Annotated in this window: 17 protein-coding genes; 10 read left to right on the plus strand and 7 right to left on the minus strand. The window is 64.5% G+C overall.

Translation table 11 applies throughout. The features are described 5' to 3' along the window. Positions 1-82: 82 nt before the first annotated feature. The gene (locus tag LRC39_RS11425; RefSeq protein ID WP_346297333.1) at positions 83-967 is read right to left on the minus strand and encodes an AraC family transcriptional regulator; all 885 of its coding nucleotides are present in this window, start codon (positions 965-967) and stop codon (positions 83-85) included. A 151-nt stretch (positions 968-1,118) separates the two neighbouring features. Here LRC39_RS11425 and LRC39_RS11430 point away from each other — a divergent pair, with 151 nt between their 5' ends. Continuing rightward, positions 1,119-1,514: a hypothetical protein gene (locus LRC39_RS11430; RefSeq protein ID WP_346297334.1), complete on the plus strand. Its 396-nt coding sequence runs from the start codon at positions 1,119-1,121 to the stop codon at positions 1,512-1,514. Between the two features lie 31 nt (positions 1,515-1,545). Further along, positions 1,546-1,950, plus strand: a complete 405-nt coding sequence (locus LRC39_RS11435; protein WP_346297335.1) for a hypothetical protein — start codon at positions 1,546-1,548, stop codon at positions 1,948-1,950. 119 nt (positions 1,951-2,069) lie between these two features. Here the strand turns inward: LRC39_RS11435 and LRC39_RS11440 are convergent, their stop codons facing one another. Continuing rightward, positions 2,070-3,050 (minus strand): helix-turn-helix transcriptional regulator, encoded by a 981-nt coding sequence (locus LRC39_RS11440; protein WP_346297336.1) that lies wholly within the window; start codon positions 3,048-3,050, stop codon positions 2,070-2,072. A gap of 84 nt (positions 3,051-3,134) precedes the next feature. Here LRC39_RS11440 and LRC39_RS11445 point away from each other — a divergent pair, with 84 nt between their 5' ends. From LRC39_RS11445 to LRC39_RS11455, 3 genes are all read left to right on the plus strand, one after another. Next, positions 3,135-3,779: a glutathione S-transferase family protein gene (locus tag LRC39_RS11445; protein WP_346297337.1), complete on the plus strand. Its 645-nt coding sequence runs from the start codon at positions 3,135-3,137 to the stop codon at positions 3,777-3,779. A gap of 228 nt (positions 3,780-4,007) precedes the next feature. Then, positions 4,008-4,445, plus strand: a complete 438-nt coding sequence (locus LRC39_RS11450) for a hypothetical protein (RefSeq protein ID WP_346297338.1) — start codon at positions 4,008-4,010, stop codon at positions 4,443-4,445. 64 nt (positions 4,446-4,509) lie between these two features. Then, positions 4,510-5,067, plus strand: coding sequence for a flavin reductase family protein (locus LRC39_RS11455; protein ID WP_346297339.1), 558 nt, complete (start codon positions 4,510-4,512; stop codon positions 5,065-5,067). 16 nt (positions 5,068-5,083) lie between these two features. Here the strand turns inward: LRC39_RS11455 and LRC39_RS11460 are convergent, their stop codons facing one another. The 5 genes from LRC39_RS11460 to LRC39_RS11480 all read right to left on the minus strand — a co-directional run bounded on the left by LRC39_RS11460 (position 5,084) and on the right by LRC39_RS11480 (position 10,398). Continuing rightward, entirely contained in the window at positions 5,084-5,473 is a 390-nt protein-coding gene (locus tag LRC39_RS11460; RefSeq protein ID WP_346297340.1) for a type II toxin-antitoxin system VapC family toxin, read from the minus strand. Further along, positions 5,460-5,738, minus strand: coding sequence for an AbrB/MazE/SpoVT family DNA-binding domain-containing protein (locus tag LRC39_RS11465; protein WP_346297341.1), 279 nt, complete (start codon positions 5,736-5,738; stop codon positions 5,460-5,462). Before LRC39_RS11465 ends, LRC39_RS11460 begins: the two co-directional genes overlap by 14 nt. A gap of 108 nt (positions 5,739-5,846) precedes the next feature. After that, positions 5,847-7,649 carry an NAD(P)/FAD-dependent oxidoreductase gene (locus tag LRC39_RS11470; protein ID WP_346297342.1) on the minus strand — a complete coding sequence of 601 codons (1,803 nt, stop codon included), beginning with the start codon at positions 7,647-7,649 and terminating at the stop codon, positions 5,847-5,849. Positions 7,650-7,837: 188 nt separating this feature from the next. Next, positions 7,838-8,809 (minus strand): hypothetical protein, encoded by a 972-nt coding sequence (locus LRC39_RS11475; protein ID WP_346297343.1) that lies wholly within the window; start codon positions 8,807-8,809, stop codon positions 7,838-7,840. A 110-nt stretch (positions 8,810-8,919) separates the two neighbouring features. After that, positions 8,920-10,398, minus strand: a complete 1,479-nt coding sequence (locus tag LRC39_RS11480) for a pyruvate kinase (protein WP_346297344.1) — start codon at positions 10,396-10,398, stop codon at positions 8,920-8,922. A 218-nt stretch (positions 10,399-10,616) separates the two neighbouring features. Here LRC39_RS11480 and LRC39_RS11485 point away from each other — a divergent pair, with 218 nt between their 5' ends. The 5 genes from LRC39_RS11485 to LRC39_RS11505 all read left to right on the plus strand — a co-directional run bounded on the left by LRC39_RS11485 (position 10,617) and on the right by LRC39_RS11505 (position 14,402). Then, a complete protein-coding gene (locus LRC39_RS11485) occupies positions 10,617-10,964 on the plus strand; it encodes an ArsC family reductase (protein WP_346297345.1) in 348 nt (115 codons plus the stop codon). Between the two features lie 195 nt (positions 10,965-11,159). Next, positions 11,160-11,807, plus strand: a complete 648-nt coding sequence (locus LRC39_RS11490) for a hypothetical protein (protein WP_346297346.1) — start codon at positions 11,160-11,162, stop codon at positions 11,805-11,807. A 185-nt stretch (positions 11,808-11,992) separates the two neighbouring features. After that, positions 11,993-12,748: an ABC transporter ATP-binding protein gene (locus tag LRC39_RS11495; protein WP_107344178.1), complete on the plus strand. Its 756-nt coding sequence runs from the start codon at positions 11,993-11,995 to the stop codon at positions 12,746-12,748. After that, on the plus strand, positions 12,741-13,487 hold the full coding sequence (locus LRC39_RS11500; protein WP_264076477.1) for an ABC transporter ATP-binding protein: 747 nt from the start codon (positions 12,741-12,743) through the stop codon (positions 13,485-13,487). Before LRC39_RS11495 ends, LRC39_RS11500 begins: the two co-directional genes overlap by 8 nt. A gap of 39 nt (positions 13,488-13,526) precedes the next feature. Next, positions 13,527-14,402: a branched-chain amino acid ABC transporter permease gene (locus tag LRC39_RS11505; protein ID WP_107344180.1), complete on the plus strand. Its 876-nt coding sequence runs from the start codon at positions 13,527-13,529 to the stop codon at positions 14,400-14,402.

The raw sequence follows: 14,402 nt of genomic DNA on the forward strand, positions 1-14,402 counted from the left end.
GGACCAGGCAGTGACAGCAGTTTTGCCATCACTGCGGACGGGGTTTTAATCGGGCTGCTCGCTCAACGCGCGCGATTGGCAGTCATCGGGAGGGGCGGACGCGGGACAACGCGATGTGCGTATGCCGGCGAAGGCGTGGTTTGGGCGGCGAGTCTGACCTCGGAAGAGGAGCGCTTGTCTGCCGTTCTACGAGATAGCGGATCGGCGGCTTGCCGGCCATCTTGCGAAACATCGTGACGAAACTGCTGGCGCTCTCGTAGCCGAGGTCGACAGCGACGGTCTGGACTGTCTCGCCGGCGCTCAGCCGCCGCAGCGCGAGGATGACGTGGAGCTGGCGGCGCCAGTGGCCGAAACTCATGCCGATCTCGTCCATCAACATGCGGCTGAGGCTGCGCTCGCTGAGCGCGACCCGACCGGCCCATTCCGCAACGGTCGCATGGTCCGCCGGCGATGACACCAGCAGCTCGGCGAGCTGCTTGAGCCGTGGATCGGAGGGGATCGGAAGGCAGAGCTGCTCGACCGGAGCTTTGGCGAGCTCATCGAGAATCACCGCAACGATGCGGCCGTCTGGGCCATCGATGTCGTAGCGCTCCGGCAACTCGCTCGCCCTGATCAGCAGATGCCTCAGCAGATCCGAAATCGCGATCGTGCAACATGTGACCGGCATGTCCGCGGCCGCATCCGGCGCGACGAAAAGGCAGATGCACTCCACCTCGCCGGAGCCGAAGGCCGCATGCGGCAGACCGCCGGGAATCCAGATCGCGCATTGCGGCGGCACGATCCAGACGCCGTCTTCGACCTCGCAGTTGATGACGCCTCTGGCGCAATACAGCAGCTGCGCCTTGTCGTGACGATGCCGCTTGGATTGCTCGATGCTCTCGAGGCTGCCGACACCATTCGCTGCGACGAGGTCGCGCGGGACCTCATCGACATACGATGACCAATCTCCTCGGAGAGTCCGATCCACGGGGCTCGCTGCGACAACCATTTGGCCGGTTTAAAACATGCAATGTCGTGGTTGCGCAATGACGCCAGCTGCACGTCGCTCTATCGTCGAGGCCAAGCTCTGGTTGACGCGGCTCGCCGCCGCTGACCGATCGTAGATGGATGGACCTGGGATGGACGACAGCAGACAACTCCGACTTCCGCTCGTTTGGCTGATCACGGCGGTCGGCGTGACGATCTACGGCATGATTCAGATTTTCACCTACATGGCGCATGCCGGTGCGCAAGAGGCAACGCCGCCGCTGAACTTCACCGCCGCGCAAGTGTGGACGATCGCGGCCTTCTACGGTGCTTGGGTGATCCCGGCTCTGCTGGCGCTGATCGAGCGACGCGCGGCCCATTGGGCGTCGCTGATCCTCGGCGGGATTCTCGTGGTGCTGACGACACTCGCGGGCGTGTTCGACGGCATCCGCGATGGCGGCCATCTCGTTGTCTTGGTGCTGTTGGCCGTCACGCTTCCCGGCGCAGTCGCGACCGCGCTGTCGTGGCTCCGGCTTCGGGCCGCCTGATCAGCACGACAGACCGATAAGGACGCCCGCCATGCCGATGGACAACTCGAATTTTCCGTTCGTCTGGATGAGCTATACAGACGGCCCCGGTCACGACCATGACGAGGACTTCGCAGCGTTTGAAGAGAATCTGAAGCGCGGCGAGCCGTTCGTGGTGCTGACCGATTCCGCTCCCAGCGAAGACCATGAGCATTCGCAGGCGGAACGAAAGCGGACGTCGCTGTGGATGAAGAAGCACAAGGCCGAGCTGCGGAAGCTCGTGCTGGCCATGATCATCGTCGAGCCGAGCGCTGCCAAGCGCCTCGCGTTCAAGGCGTTCGGCATCACGTTCCAGAAGTTCTGGGGCTACCCGCTGTTGCTCGCCGCGTCGCGCGACGAGGCGATGGCGATCGGGTGCAAACTGCTGGCGGATCGCGCCGGGCCGAGCGCTGCCTGACGAACACGCGACGGTGCGCTTTTTCTTCGGAGCTAGATCACGCGCGGTGCCGAAATCGGCGGCCGGATCGCGTCATCGCCTCTCAGGGAGATCCTGGTCGCTGCGTTGCGGCGTGACCATCATGATGTGAGTTCGTTGTCGTATCGCTTCGCCATCGCCCGCGTCATCTCGGCGATCGTCGCGCGGAGCTCTGCCGGCTCCAGCACTTCAGCCTCCGCTCCGAGCCGCAGCAATTCGGACGCCGCGTGCCAGGATGTTTTGCCGATCGGGATCTTGGCGATGCGCCAGCCGTCGGCGTCGGCGATGGCATCGAGCTTGGTGCGCGATCGGACATAGGGCTGGCTCAGCGCGTCGAGCAGCGTCACGCCGAACGGTGACAATCGGACGACCGCGACGTTGGGATGCAGCTCGGCTTCCATCCTCAGCGTCGCGCTTTGCCAGTAGGCGGCGAGATCGAAATCGGCCGGACGCGTGAAGCGGTCGTCGAGCGGCGTGCAGTCGAGTACGCGCGCGATCCGGTAGGTCCGGACGTTGCCGTCGACCTGTCCGGCGAGATACCAGCTGCCGCCCTTCAGCACGAGGCCGAGCGGGGCGACGCGGCGGCGCTTCTGGCCGCGCCAGCTCTCGTAGCGGATCTTGATCAGGGTGCCGCGCAGCACCGCGGCGGCGACGGCGCGTAAGTGCTTCGGCTGTTCGGCCTCGCCGAACCAGCCCGGCGCATCGAGATGAAAGCGCTCCTGCATCCGTCCGGCGTCTTCGCGCAGATTGACCGGCAGCGCGACCATCAGCTTGTTCTGCGCGGCGATCATCGCCGCATCGAGACCGAGCGCGGCGGCGGGGCCGGGCAGGCCGGCGAGGAACAGCGCGCCGGCTTCGCTCTGCGAGAGCCCGTTCAGCCGCACGCGATAGCCGTCGAGCAGCCGATAGCCGCCGTCGGCGCCGCGGTCGGCATAGACCGGCACACCGGACGCAGAGAGCGCGTCGATGTCGCGATAGATCGTGCGCACCGACACCTCGCAGGCCTCGGCCAGCTCCGGCGCGGTGACGCGGCCCTTGGCCTGCAGGGTGGTGAGGATCGACAGCATTCGGCTCGCGCGCATGGTTCATTCAACCATACCTGACAGAAGATGTCAGGTATGGGGCTGTAAGCAGGTGTCATCGCCGTCCAGCCGAGGAAGCCCCCGATGACCAGCCCGAACCGCGTCACCCTGTTCTATTCCCCGCAAACCCGCGCCACCGGCATGCGCGTGCTGCTCGAGGAAATGCGAGCGCCGTACGATCTTCACGTCCTCAACATGAAGGCCGGCGAGCAGCGCCAGCCGGCGTATCTCGCGATCAATCCGCTCGGCAAGGTGCCGGCCATTCGCCACGGTGATGCGCTGGTGACCGAGCAGGTCGCGATCACCATCTACCTGGCCGATTTGTTTTCGCCGGGCGGCCTCGCGCCCGCGCTGAATGATCCGCTGCGCGGCCCTTACTTGCGCTGGATCGCTTACTACGGTTCGTCGTTCGAGCCGGCGGTGGTCGACAGGTTCATGCAGCGCGAGCCCGGGCCGGCGGAGATGTCGCCCTATGCCGACTACGATACGATGCTCGGCGCGCTCGAAGCGCAGCTTGCGACCGGACCTTATCTGCTCGGCGACCGCTTCACCGCCGCGGACGTGCTGTGGGGGATCGCACTCAACTGGACTGTGAATTTCGGCCTGGTGCCGAAGACGGACGTGTTCGTGCGCTTCGCCGAACGGATCGCCGCGCGACCGGCATTCCAGCGGGTCGAACAGGCCGATGCCGAGATGGCGGCGGAGCATGCCGCCGCGGTCGGTGGCTGAACGGGCGCGGATCGCTTGCGCTGTCGGGCTGTTGAATGACGAGTGCTGGCGACCGTCGTGAGGCGGCAAGATCGTCGTGCAGGCGGCAAGACTTGCCGACATCAGACGGGGCGGCGCCGCTGACGTGGTGCCGCAATGCGCTGCGGTTGTTTGCAAAAACATCCGCGGCCAGGGTGGCACGTGCGTTGCTTTTGAATGTACTCGACCAAACACGTTTGAAGGCGCGTGATGAACATTTCTGGAATCGGATCGTATGCGGCCTCGCTGGTGGCGGCGTCGCGCAGCAGCGCAGGTGCATCGGCGGCGTCCGCCTCTGCGGACAGTGCGGCGGCGACCGAGCCGGGCAGCGGCGGGGTGCAGAAGACCGACTTCACCCAGATGACCCATCAACAGCTGTTCGACTGGATCAACAGCAAGATCGCCAGCGGCGAGATGAGTTTCGACGAGAGCTCGACCTTCATCAGCATGACGGTGAGCATTCCGGTCGACGGCTCCTCCTTGGCGCCGGACAATACCCAGAAAGTCGATTTCATGCAGTCGGTGCGCAGCGGGATGGAGCGGGCGTTGCAGACTAACGACACCGACCTGTTCGCCCGCCTGCAATCCGCGCTGCAAACCATGCAGCGGTTTCAGGGCGAAGTCCGCGGCGTGGACATCACGGTGTGAGAGGTCATTCTTTCGGCATGCGCTGCTGATAAGGGACTGCCCGGATAGATCGAGCACGCGGAAGATGATGCATCCACGCAAATCCGACTTTCCCGTCTCTGGCGTGCGCCGCTATCTCGAGCCGGGGCCGATCGTGCTGGTGAGCTCGCATTGGCGCGGCGCGGACAACGTCATGACGCTCGGCTGGCACGTCGTACTGGATTTCACCCCGTCGCTGATCGGTCTGATGATCTCGAGCGGCAACCACTCGTTCGAGATGATCCGCGGCTCCGGCGAATGCGTCGTCAATCTGCCGACCACGGCGCTGACCGATATCGTGGTCGGGATCGGCAACACCTCGGGCGCCGAGATCGACAAGTTCGCGCATTTCGGGCTGACTGCGGAGAAGGCGACGGCGGTCGCCGCCCCGCTGATCGGCGAATGCCACGCCGCGTTCGAATGTCGGCTGCACGACGACGCCCTGGTCGACAAGTACAACTTCTTCATCTTCGAAGTCGTCAAAGCCCACGTCGCCGCCCGGCCGAAACATCCGCAAACGCTGCACTACACCGGCGACGGCGTCTTCATGGTCGCCGGCAAGACCATCAGCCGCAAATCACTGTTCCGGCCGGGGATGTTGTGAGTGCGGGCGGCGCCAGTCAGGGCGCCGAAACGTTTGTGAGACCTGCTGCCTTAGCGGCGCGGATTAAGCGTTGATCGAACGTGACGAAGCCATCGCAGGCTTCCGCGCAGCCGAGATGCAGGGCATCGGCGAAATCCATGCCGGCCTCGACGCGGTCGAGGGAGGCGGCGACCAGCGCTGGGTCCTCAAGCGTGACGCTGGGCAATCCGGCGAAGCTGCGGAGCGCGTGACATACCGCGGAGCCATCGAACCCGTAGGCGCTGCGCAGCACCCATTCTGTCTCGAGCATCACGGTCGTGGGGACGAAGACGTCCTCGCCATCGATGGTGGCGCGGGCTCGGGCGGATTGCATGGGATGATCACCGGTCAGATACCGGACGATCAGATTGGTATCAATCGCGCGCATGACGACGCCGTGCTTCCGCGGCAACCGCGGCGGCCATGTCGTCCAGCGACTTCGGTGGCCCGTCGAAGCGTAGCGAGGCGTAAACCTGGTCCGGCCGGGTCGAAGCGAACAGCGGAGCAGGGCGCAGCAGCACGCCGTCAGGCGTCTCTTCGACGGTCAGTCGGGTGCCGGCCGGCCACTGCCGGCGCTGCCGGATCGCCTTGGGCAGGATCACTTGCCCCTTGGTCGAGACTATCGTCGTCAGCTTGTCGGCCGGTACTGCCATTGGTCGTGCCCTGTAAGACGAACGTAAGATAGGGCGGGCTTCGCCGGTCGACAAGCCAGAGCGATGCCGGAGGGTGGCCGTAGCCGCTCCCCAGGGGGCGGTAGTCACTCAACCCAGGTGATGCACCTGTTGCAGGCCGTACACCGGGGTGGGGAGGCCTTCCATCCTCGCCTTGAGCTGCAGCGCCAGGAACTGCGAGTAGTGGCGCGACTGGTGCAGATTGCCGCCGTGGAACCACAAGCCTTCTTGTTGGGTCGGCTTCCACATGTTGCGCTGCTCGCCTTCCCACGGGCCGGGGTCTTTGCGGGTGTTGGAGCCGAGGCCCCAGACCTTGCCGACCTTGTCGGCGACCTCTTTCGAGATCAGGTCGGCGGCCCAGCCGTTCATCGAGCCATAGCCGGTGGCATAGACGACGAGGTCGGCCGGCAGCTCGGTGCCGTCGCTGAGGATCACGGAATGTTCGGTCAGACGCTGAACGTCGACGCCGCTCTTCAGCTTGATCCGGCCATCGGCCACCAGTTCGGAGGCGCCGACGTCGATGTAGTAGCCCGAGCCGCGGCGCAGATACTTCATGAACAGGCCGGAATCGTCGTCGCCGTAGTCGAGCATGAAGCCGGCCGCTTCCAGGCGCTTGTAGAATTCGGCGTCGCGCTCCCGGATCGCGTTGTAAATCGGGATCTGGAATTCGTGCAGGATCTTGTAGGGCAGCGAGGCGAAGATCAGGTCGGCCTTGGCGGTGGTGATGCCGTTCTGCACCGCCTGCTCGGAGTAGAGCCCGGCGAGCCCGAGCTCCATCAGCGAGTTCGACTTGACGATGTGGGTCGATGACCTCTGCACCATGGTGACGTCGGCGCCGGCTTCCCATAGCGCCGCGCAGATATCGTGCGACGAATTGTTCGAGCCGATCACCACCGCTTTCTTGCCCTTCCAAGCATCCGGCCCGGGATGCTGCGAGGAGTGATGCTGATCGCCCTTGAACACGTCCATGCCTTCGAATTTCGGCATGTTCGGCTTGGCCGACATGCCGGTCGCGAGCACCAGCTGCTTCGGCTTCAGCGTGATCTCCTGGCCGTCGCGCTCGACCACCACGGTCCATTCCTTGGCGACGTCATCGTAGGAGGCGCGCTTGCAGACGGTGGAGCCCCAGTAATTCAGCTCCATCACCTTGGTGTACATCTCCAGCCAGTCTCCGATCTTGTCTTTCGGCGCAAACACCGGCCAGTTCGGCGGGAACGGCAGATAGGGCAGGTGGTCGTACCACACCGGGTCGTGCAGGCAGAGCGACTTGTAGCGCTTGCGCCAGCTGTCGCCTGGGCGCTCGTTCTTCTCGATGATGATGGTCGGCACGCCGAGCTGGCGCAGCCGCGCGCCGAGCGCGATGCCGCCCTGGCCGCCGCCGACGACCACGCAATAAGGCTGGCGGGTGATGCCGAGTTCGGCGGCTTCGGCGTCGCGTTCTTCCTTCCAGGTCTTGCGGCTGGGATCGGCGCCGTGCTTGACGCCCATCGGGCGCTGAAAGCCTTGCGGCTCTTCGAAGCCCTTCAGTTCGGCCATGGTGGTGAGCAGCGTCCAGATCCGGCCGTCCTTGATGCGGAGATGGCCGACGCCGCGGGCGAGCGCGGTGTCGAACTGGATGAAGCACTCGACGATGCCGTCGGTCTCGGCGGCGTCCTCGCCGTCGGCGATCCGCCAATGCGACGGCTTGGTATCGGTGAGCCGCGCGGTCAGCATGTCGCGGACCTGATCCTTGCCTTCCATCGTCTTGATGTTCCAGGTGAAGGCGATCAGGTCGCGCCAGTAGCAGTCGGTCTGAAACAGATCGACCGCGCGGTCGATGTCGCCGGCGCTCAGCGCGTCGTCGAGTTGTCCGAGGAGCGTGGTGACTTTGCCGTTCGGTGCGGTGTCGAGCATGCTGGTCCTCCCATGGGCTGTTGTTTTGACAGCATTGTTGCGTCGCGATGCGGCGTCGTTTTTTCGCGATGATACCATCGCGTGCATCCGAGGGGAGAGCGAAGCGAGCCAGCTAGTGAAGTTGTGATCAGTCGGTTGCTGCGATGCACGCAGTGGCGACAGCGTTTGCAATGGCCGCGTGTGCGGCTCTATTCGGTCTTGACGTCGAGCTTGGACGCGCCGGTGTAGTTGTAGACGTCGTGCAGCAATGTGAGGATTTCGGCGGCGATCGCGGCATCCGTCAGGGTCAGCGGATAGCTCTTGCTGTAGTTCGGCGCGCGGCCGGGCTCCTTGTAGCCGGCGGCCGTCAGGCGGGCGATGCGATCCGGATTCAGGACGGCGCTCAACGCCGCCCAGCTTTCGGCCGACGCGGCCTCGCAATACAGCGCCACCGGCGGCGTTTCCGGCATGCACTGGATGTAGCCGATGCCGCTGTCGAACACCGCATAGACCCGATGTGCCGCGTTCACCCGCAGTCGCTGAATCTCTGCTGTGACCGACGGACCGTACAGCTTGATCAGCGCTTCCGCAGTTTCGGCGGTCTGCGGCTGCGGGTTCGCCGCATAGGAGCAAGTGAGTAGCGCCGTCGAACGCATCGACGGTGCGCCGCTGACCATGCCGGCGAGATTCTGGGACGGCCCGTTCCGCGGCGGGCAGGGGATGTCGATCACCCAGTCGGTTTTCAGTTCGAGGTCTTGAAGGTTGATGTCGTAGGCATCAGTCAGCGTGCGTAAGATGTCCGCAGAGATCTGGCCGGTCGGCGCGTCGGCCGGAAATACTTTCGCGTAGTTGCCGAAAGCCGGATCTATGGTCCAGCCGAGCGCCGCAAGCCGATTTTGCCGTTCGATCGTCAGGACGTGCTTCAACGTTGGTTGCAGCGTCGGGCCGGCAGCTTCGCAGCGCATCTCGCGGCTCGGCAGGCGGCGGCACTGGATGTATTTGTTGCCGTCCCAGATCGTCGCGTAGCCGACCTTTTTGGCCCGGACGATGCTGGTGATGTTCTGCAGCGCGGCGTCGATCCGATCGACCGCAGCCTCTTCGGCGTGCCCCGGCGCTGCCGTCACGCCCAAGGTCATCAGCAGGGTGATCGCGGCTGCAAATCGAGCCGTCTGCTGCCTCATGATTTCCTCCGCTCACTCCGGCCGGCACAGCGGCTCTGCCCGTTTGGGAACATAGAGTGAACGAAGGAGTTATAGAGTCAACCTTAGGTTGATACCGAAAGTGATTGCGCTCACCCCCAGCTACGCAGCCGCCGGAGCTGCGGCGTCTTCTTGTGCTGATGGTCGGCCATCCGGCCGAGCAGCGTATCGAGCTCGGTGATCCCCTTGAACAGATACGGGCCCTTGTTCAGCATCACGCATTCGGCGCGTGCCGCCATCGCGGCGTCGGTCATTTCGCCCCGCGACGGCGTGCCTTTCTTCACCAGATGTTCGAGCACCTGGGTGGCCCAGATCACCGGGACATGGGCGGCTTCGCCGATCCACAGGATCTCTTCCTGCATTTCGGCGAGCCGGGCGAAGCCGATCTCGACCGCCAGATCGCCGCGCGCGATCATCACCGCGGTCGGCTGGCGGCCGGCGGCCTGGACCAGAATGTCCGGCAGGTGCGCGACCGCATCTGGCGTCTCGATCTTCAGCACCAGCGACAGCTTGTGCCAGTCGTCGGGCCGGCGTTCGGCGAGCGCAGCCTGCAGCATCTTCACGTCGCCGACCGACTGCACGAACGAGAACTCGACGCCGTCGGCATGGGCGGCGACGAAATCGAGGTCGGCGCGGTCCTTGGCGGTGAGCGCCGGGATGTCGAGCGGCGTATCCGGGAAGTTCAGGCCTTTCTCCGGCTTCAGCCGGAAGCCGGTGTCGGCGGTGGCGGTGACGCGGCCGACGAGACCCCACGCCGTCTTGCGCTCGATCCGGACGCACAGTTTGCCGTCGTCGACGAACACCCGGGCGCCGACGGCGGCGCGGGTCAGCGGATCGGGCAAGGTGCATTCCACCGCGAAATGCTCGTCGTCGAGATCAATCCGCTCGAATTCGCCCTGCGCCACGATCGCCACCAGATCGCCGGTGACGATGCGGTCGCGGCCGTCGGGCGTGCGCGCGGCGCCGGTCCGGATCTTGGGGCCGGCAATATCCATCAGCACCTTCATCCGACGCCCGGTCGCCTCCTCTGCGACATGGAGGTGATTGATCATCCGCTGCCAGGCGGCGGCATCGTCGTGGGCGCAGTTGATCCGCACTGCCTCGACGCCGCGCTCGGCGAGCCGCAGCATGAAGGTCGGATCGTCGGCGGCTTCGGACGGGCAGGTGACCAGCAGGGCGGAGTGGCGGGCGCCCGACAGCGGTCCGAACAGCTCGGCGCTGCGGCTGGCGAGATCGTGCTCGCCGGCGAAGAACTGCTTCGACGACGGCCGCAGCATGTCCGGCTCGCCCGCCAGCGCCGCCAGGGTGGCGCGCACCGCGAGCAGCGTCGGCATCACCCGGCTTTCGAGCCGGCCGAGCGAGGACAGCCCCAGCGCCATCAGGGCGTGCTGCAGCGGGCGCAGATCGTGGTGACGCAGCGCCAGATAGTGGGCGAGGTTGGCGGCGCTGGGGCCGAAGCCGGGACGATGGATCTGATCCGCCCAGCCGGCCAGCCGCTCGCGGCTGCCTTCGTCGATCTCGGTGATCAGCGTGTCGAGCTTGTGCTTGAGGCGGAGGATTTCGGTCGACATCGCAGGCATCTCACGGGTTTGGGCGGCATAGAGAACCGCATTCCACCCGCTCTAGGAGCGCTGGATGAAACCGATGTGACAGGTGCCGTTCCGCAGCCTCAGACTTTCTTCCCAGCTTCTTTCGCGAGTTCATGCACAGCGCGGCCATCGCGCTTGACGGCTGATGGGTGGGCGGCCTGAATGCGAGTCGATTGCTTTCAATCTTGCGGAGCCTGCGCGTGCCCACCATCCTCTATGGCATCAAGAACTGCGACACGATGAAGAAGGCGCGGACCTGGCTCGATGGCCACAGCGTCAGCTACACGTTCCACGACTACAAGACCGCGGGCATCGACCGGGAGCATCTCGAGCGCTGGGCGAAGCAGGCCGGCTGGGAGACGCTGCTCAATCGCGCCGGCACCACCTTCCGCAAGCTGCCCGAGGCGGACAAAGAGGGGCTGACCGAAGCTAAGGCGATCGCGCTAATGCTGGCGCAGCCGTCGATGATCAAGCGTCCGGTGCTGGAGCACGGCCGTAAGCTGCTGGTCGGCTTCCGCCCGGAAGCCTATGCCGAGGTGTTCGATTAGGGCTTGAACCTGACCAGGGATATTGCATTCTTAATCGTATGACGAACAAACGGCACGCCGAGACGGGGCGATTCATTCGGTACGTACCTCCCGCACGGTCGCGCGAGGAAGCGACGAAGGTCACCCTGTTGCAGCCCAAGCAGCGACCGAGTTCCGCTTCCCTGAAGGACATCCGCAAGGCGGTGCGCGAAGTGCATGGCGCGAAAGCTAAGTAAGCAGTCCGCCGACTACGACGACAGCGTCTTCGTCAACTGCCCGTTCGATTCCCAATACAAGCCTCTCTTCAACGCGATCGTCTTCACCGTCATTCTGTGCGGATTTCGCGCAAGATGCGCCCTTGAGATCGATGACGGCAGCCAGCCGCGGATCGAGAAGATCTTCTCGATCATCGAGCGTTGCCGTTTCGGAATTCACGATCTTTCCCGAACCGAGCTCGACGACCACTCCCAACTACCGCGGTTCAACATGCCGCTCGAACTCGGCATGTTCCTAGGTGTGAAGCGGTGCGGCGGACGGGTGCAGCGGCAGAAGACGTGCCTGGTGCTCGACACCGAGCGCTATCGCTACCAGAAATTCATGTCCGACATTGCCGGCCAGGATATCCAGGCTCATGGCGGCGAGCAGAAACGCGCCATTGCGGCGGTCCGGAACTGGTTGCGGACGGCGTCCGGCCGGACTCTTCCCGGCGGCGCCGAGGTGTTTCGCAGGTATCAGTTGTTCGAAACGGCCCTGCCGCAGGTTTGTCGTCATGCCGAACTCGACCCTACGGAATTGACCTTCGCCGACTTCGTCAGCCTGGCAGTCGAATGGCTGAAGGTCGATCTGCCGGCCGCCGGCCCATAGCTCGCGGTAGTGGATGCCGTCTTTTTCGCTGCCCAGCTTTGCATCTTGCACAAGGCTCGCGAATAGCGGCATAGTCGGGCCAGAAAGACGGGCCGGGCGCCAACGGCGCTCCGAGCACCGGCTCCAAAAAAGAAGACATCGGACGTCTGCGCCGGCACCGCCTGCGTTCGATGGGGGGAAGTTGCTTGGCCGATGATATCATCCTCGAAACCAATGGATTGACGAAGGAATTCGCCGGCTTCTTTGCCGTGCGGGACGTCAACCTGCGGGTCCGCCGTGGTCACATTCATGCACTGATCGGTCCGAACGGGGCCGGGAAGACCACGTGCTTCAATCTGCTCACCAAGTTCCTGCGACCGTCCGCCGGGCAGATCCTGTACAATGGGCAGGACATCACCGCGATGGCGCCGGCCGACGTGGCGCGGCTCGGCTTGGTGCGCTCCTTCCAGATCTCGGCGGTGTTCCCGCATCTGACCGCGCTCGAGAACGTGCGGGTGGCGCTGCAGCGGCAGCACGGGTCGTCGTTCGATTTCTGGCGCTCCAAGAGCGTGCTCGACAAGTACAACCACCGGGCGCGGGAACTGCTCGATGACGTCGGGCTGAGCGAGTTCGCCGACACGCCCGCGGTCGAGATGGCTTACGGCCGCAAGCGTGCGCTGGAGATCGCCACCACGCTGGCGCTCGATCCGGAGATGATGCTGCTCGATGAGCCGATGGCCGGCATGGGGCACGAGGACATCGACAAGATCGCGGCGCTGATCAAGCGGATCTCGGCCAAGTACACGATCCTGATGGTCGAGCACAATTTGAGCGTTGTCGCCAATCTGTCGGACGTCATCACCGTCCTGACCCGCGGTCAGGTGCTGGCGGAAGGCAACTACACCGACCTGACCCAGGATCAGCGGGTCAAGGAAGCCTATCTCGGAGCGGGCCATGGTTGAGGCGACCACAATGGAACGGCCCGCAAAGTCGGCTGCCGGCGCAGCGATGCTGAGCGTGCGCGATCTGCAGGCGTGGTACGGCGAATCCCACATTCTGCACGGCATGAATTTCGACGTCCGCGAAGGCGAGGTGGTGACGCTGCTCGGCCGCAATGGCGCCGGCAAGACCACCACGCTGAAGGCGGTGATGGGGATCGTCGGCAAGCGCAGCGGCACCATCACGTTCGACGGCACCGACATCAGCCGGGCGTCGTCGGACAAGATCGCCCGCCGCGGCATCGCGTTCTGCCCCGAGGAGCGCGGCATCTTCGCCAGCCTCGACGTGCGCGAAAACCTGATGCTGCCGCCGCAGGTTCGCCCCGGCGGGCTGTCGCTCGATCAGATCTTCGAACTGTTCCCGAACCTGCGCGAGCGGCTGAAGAGCCAGGGCACCAAGCTCTCGGGCGGCGAACAGCAGATGCTGGCGATCGCCCGCATCCTGCGCACCGGGGCGCGGTTCCTGATGCTGGACGAGCCGACCGAAGGTCTGGCGCCGGTGATCATCCAGCAGATCGGCCACACCATCGCGCGGCTGAAGAAGCAGGGCTTCACCATTCTCTTGGTTGAGCAGAACTTCCGCTTCGCCGCCACGGTGGCCGATCGCTACTACGTGGTCGAGCACGGCAAGATCATCGACGGCTTCGCCAATTCCGAGCTCGAAGCCAACATGGACAAGCTTCACACCTATCTCGGCGTCTGACGGCGGGACCGGTGACCTCCACGAAAGACTGAGAGCAAGATGGATATCAACGTCCCCGCTCTGTTGGCGCAGCTTCTGGTCGGCCTGATCAACGGCTCGTTCTATGCGCTGCTCAGCCTCGGCCTTGCCGTGATCTTCGGCATGCTCAACATCATCAACTTCGCGCACGGCGCGTTGTATATGATGGGCGCTTTCTGCGCGTATTTCCTGCTCAACCTGCTCGGCCTGAACTATTGGTGGGCACTGATTTTGTCGCCGATCATCGTCGGCCTGTTCGGTATGGTGATGGAGCGCACGCTGCTGCAATGGCTGTCCGGGCTCGATCACCTGTACGGCCTGCTGCTGACCTTCGGCGTGGCGCTGATCATCCAGGGCGTGTTCCAGAACTATTTCGGCTCGTCCGGCCTGCCTTATGCGATCCCCGAACAGCTGCGCGGCGCGATCAATCTCGGCTTTATGTATCTGCCGGTGTATCGCGGCTGGGTGGTGGTGTTCTCGCTGGTGGTGTGCCTGCTTACCTGGTTCCTGATCGAGCGCACACGGCTCGGCGCGTACCTGCGCGCCGCCACGGAGAACCCGACACTGGTGCGGGCGTTCGGCATCAACGTGCCGCGGATGATCACGCTGACCTACGGACTCGGCGTCGGGCTGGCGGCGCTGGCCGGCGTGCTGTCGGCGCCGATCAACCAGGTCCGGCCGCTGATGGGCGCCGATCTGATCATCGTGGTGTTCGCGGTGGTGGTGATCGGCGGCATGGGCTCGATCATGGGCTCGATCATCACCGGCTTCACCCTCGGCGTGATCGAGGGCTTGACCAAGTATTTCTACCCCGAGGCCTCCAACACCGTGGTGTTCGTGCTGATGGTGCTGGTGTTGCTGGTGAAACCCTCGGGCCTGACTGGACGGGCAACCTGA

This window comes from Rhodopseudomonas sp. P1, from assembly GCF_039642825.1.
Lineage (GTDB): Bacteria > Pseudomonadota > Alphaproteobacteria > Rhizobiales > Xanthobacteraceae > Rhodopseudomonas > Rhodopseudomonas palustris_H.

Bases quoted from the DNA above. Each gene is read 5' to 3' on its own strand.
- LRC39_RS11430 (WP_346297334.1), top strand. From the start codon at position 1,119: ATGGACGACAGCAGACAACTCCGACTTCCGCTCGTTTGGCTGATCACG.
- LRC39_RS11470 (WP_346297342.1), bottom strand. From the start codon at position 7,649: ATGCTCGACACCGCACCGAACGGCAAAGTCACCACGCTCCTCGGACAA.
- LRC39_RS11480 (WP_346297344.1), bottom strand. From the start codon at position 10,398: ATGTCGACCGAAATCCTCCGCCTCAAGCACAAGCTCGACACGCTGATC.
- LRC39_RS11505 (WP_107344180.1), top strand. From the start codon at position 13,527: ATGGATATCAACGTCCCCGCTCTGTTGGCGCAGCTTCTGGTCGGCCTG.
- LRC39_RS11460 (WP_346297340.1), bottom strand. From the start codon at position 5,473: ATGCGCGCGATTGATACCAATCTGATCGTCCGGTATCTGACCGGTGAT.
- LRC39_RS11455 (WP_346297339.1), top strand. From the start codon at position 4,510: ATGATGCATCCACGCAAATCCGACTTTCCCGTCTCTGGCGTGCGCCGC.
- LRC39_RS11450 (WP_346297338.1), top strand. From the start codon at position 4,008: ATGAACATTTCTGGAATCGGATCGTATGCGGCCTCGCTGGTGGCGGCG.
- LRC39_RS11445 (WP_346297337.1), top strand. From the start codon at position 3,135: ATGACCAGCCCGAACCGCGTCACCCTGTTCTATTCCCCGCAAACCCGC.
- LRC39_RS11435 (WP_346297335.1), top strand. From the start codon at position 1,546: ATGCCGATGGACAACTCGAATTTTCCGTTCGTCTGGATGAGCTATACA.
- LRC39_RS11500 (WP_264076477.1), top strand. From the start codon at position 12,741: ATGGTTGAGGCGACCACAATGGAACGGCCCGCAAAGTCGGCTGCCGGC.
- LRC39_RS11440 (WP_346297336.1), bottom strand. From the start codon at position 3,050: ATGCGCGCGAGCCGAATGCTGTCGATCCTCACCACCCTGCAGGCCAAG.
- LRC39_RS11465 (WP_346297341.1), bottom strand. From the start codon at position 5,738: ATGGCAGTACCGGCCGACAAGCTGACGACGATAGTCTCGACCAAGGGG.
- LRC39_RS11490 (WP_346297346.1), top strand. From the start codon at position 11,160: ATGGCGCGAAAGCTAAGTAAGCAGTCCGCCGACTACGACGACAGCGTC.
- LRC39_RS11475 (WP_346297343.1), bottom strand. From the start codon at position 8,809: ATGAGGCAGCAGACGGCTCGATTTGCAGCCGCGATCACCCTGCTGATG.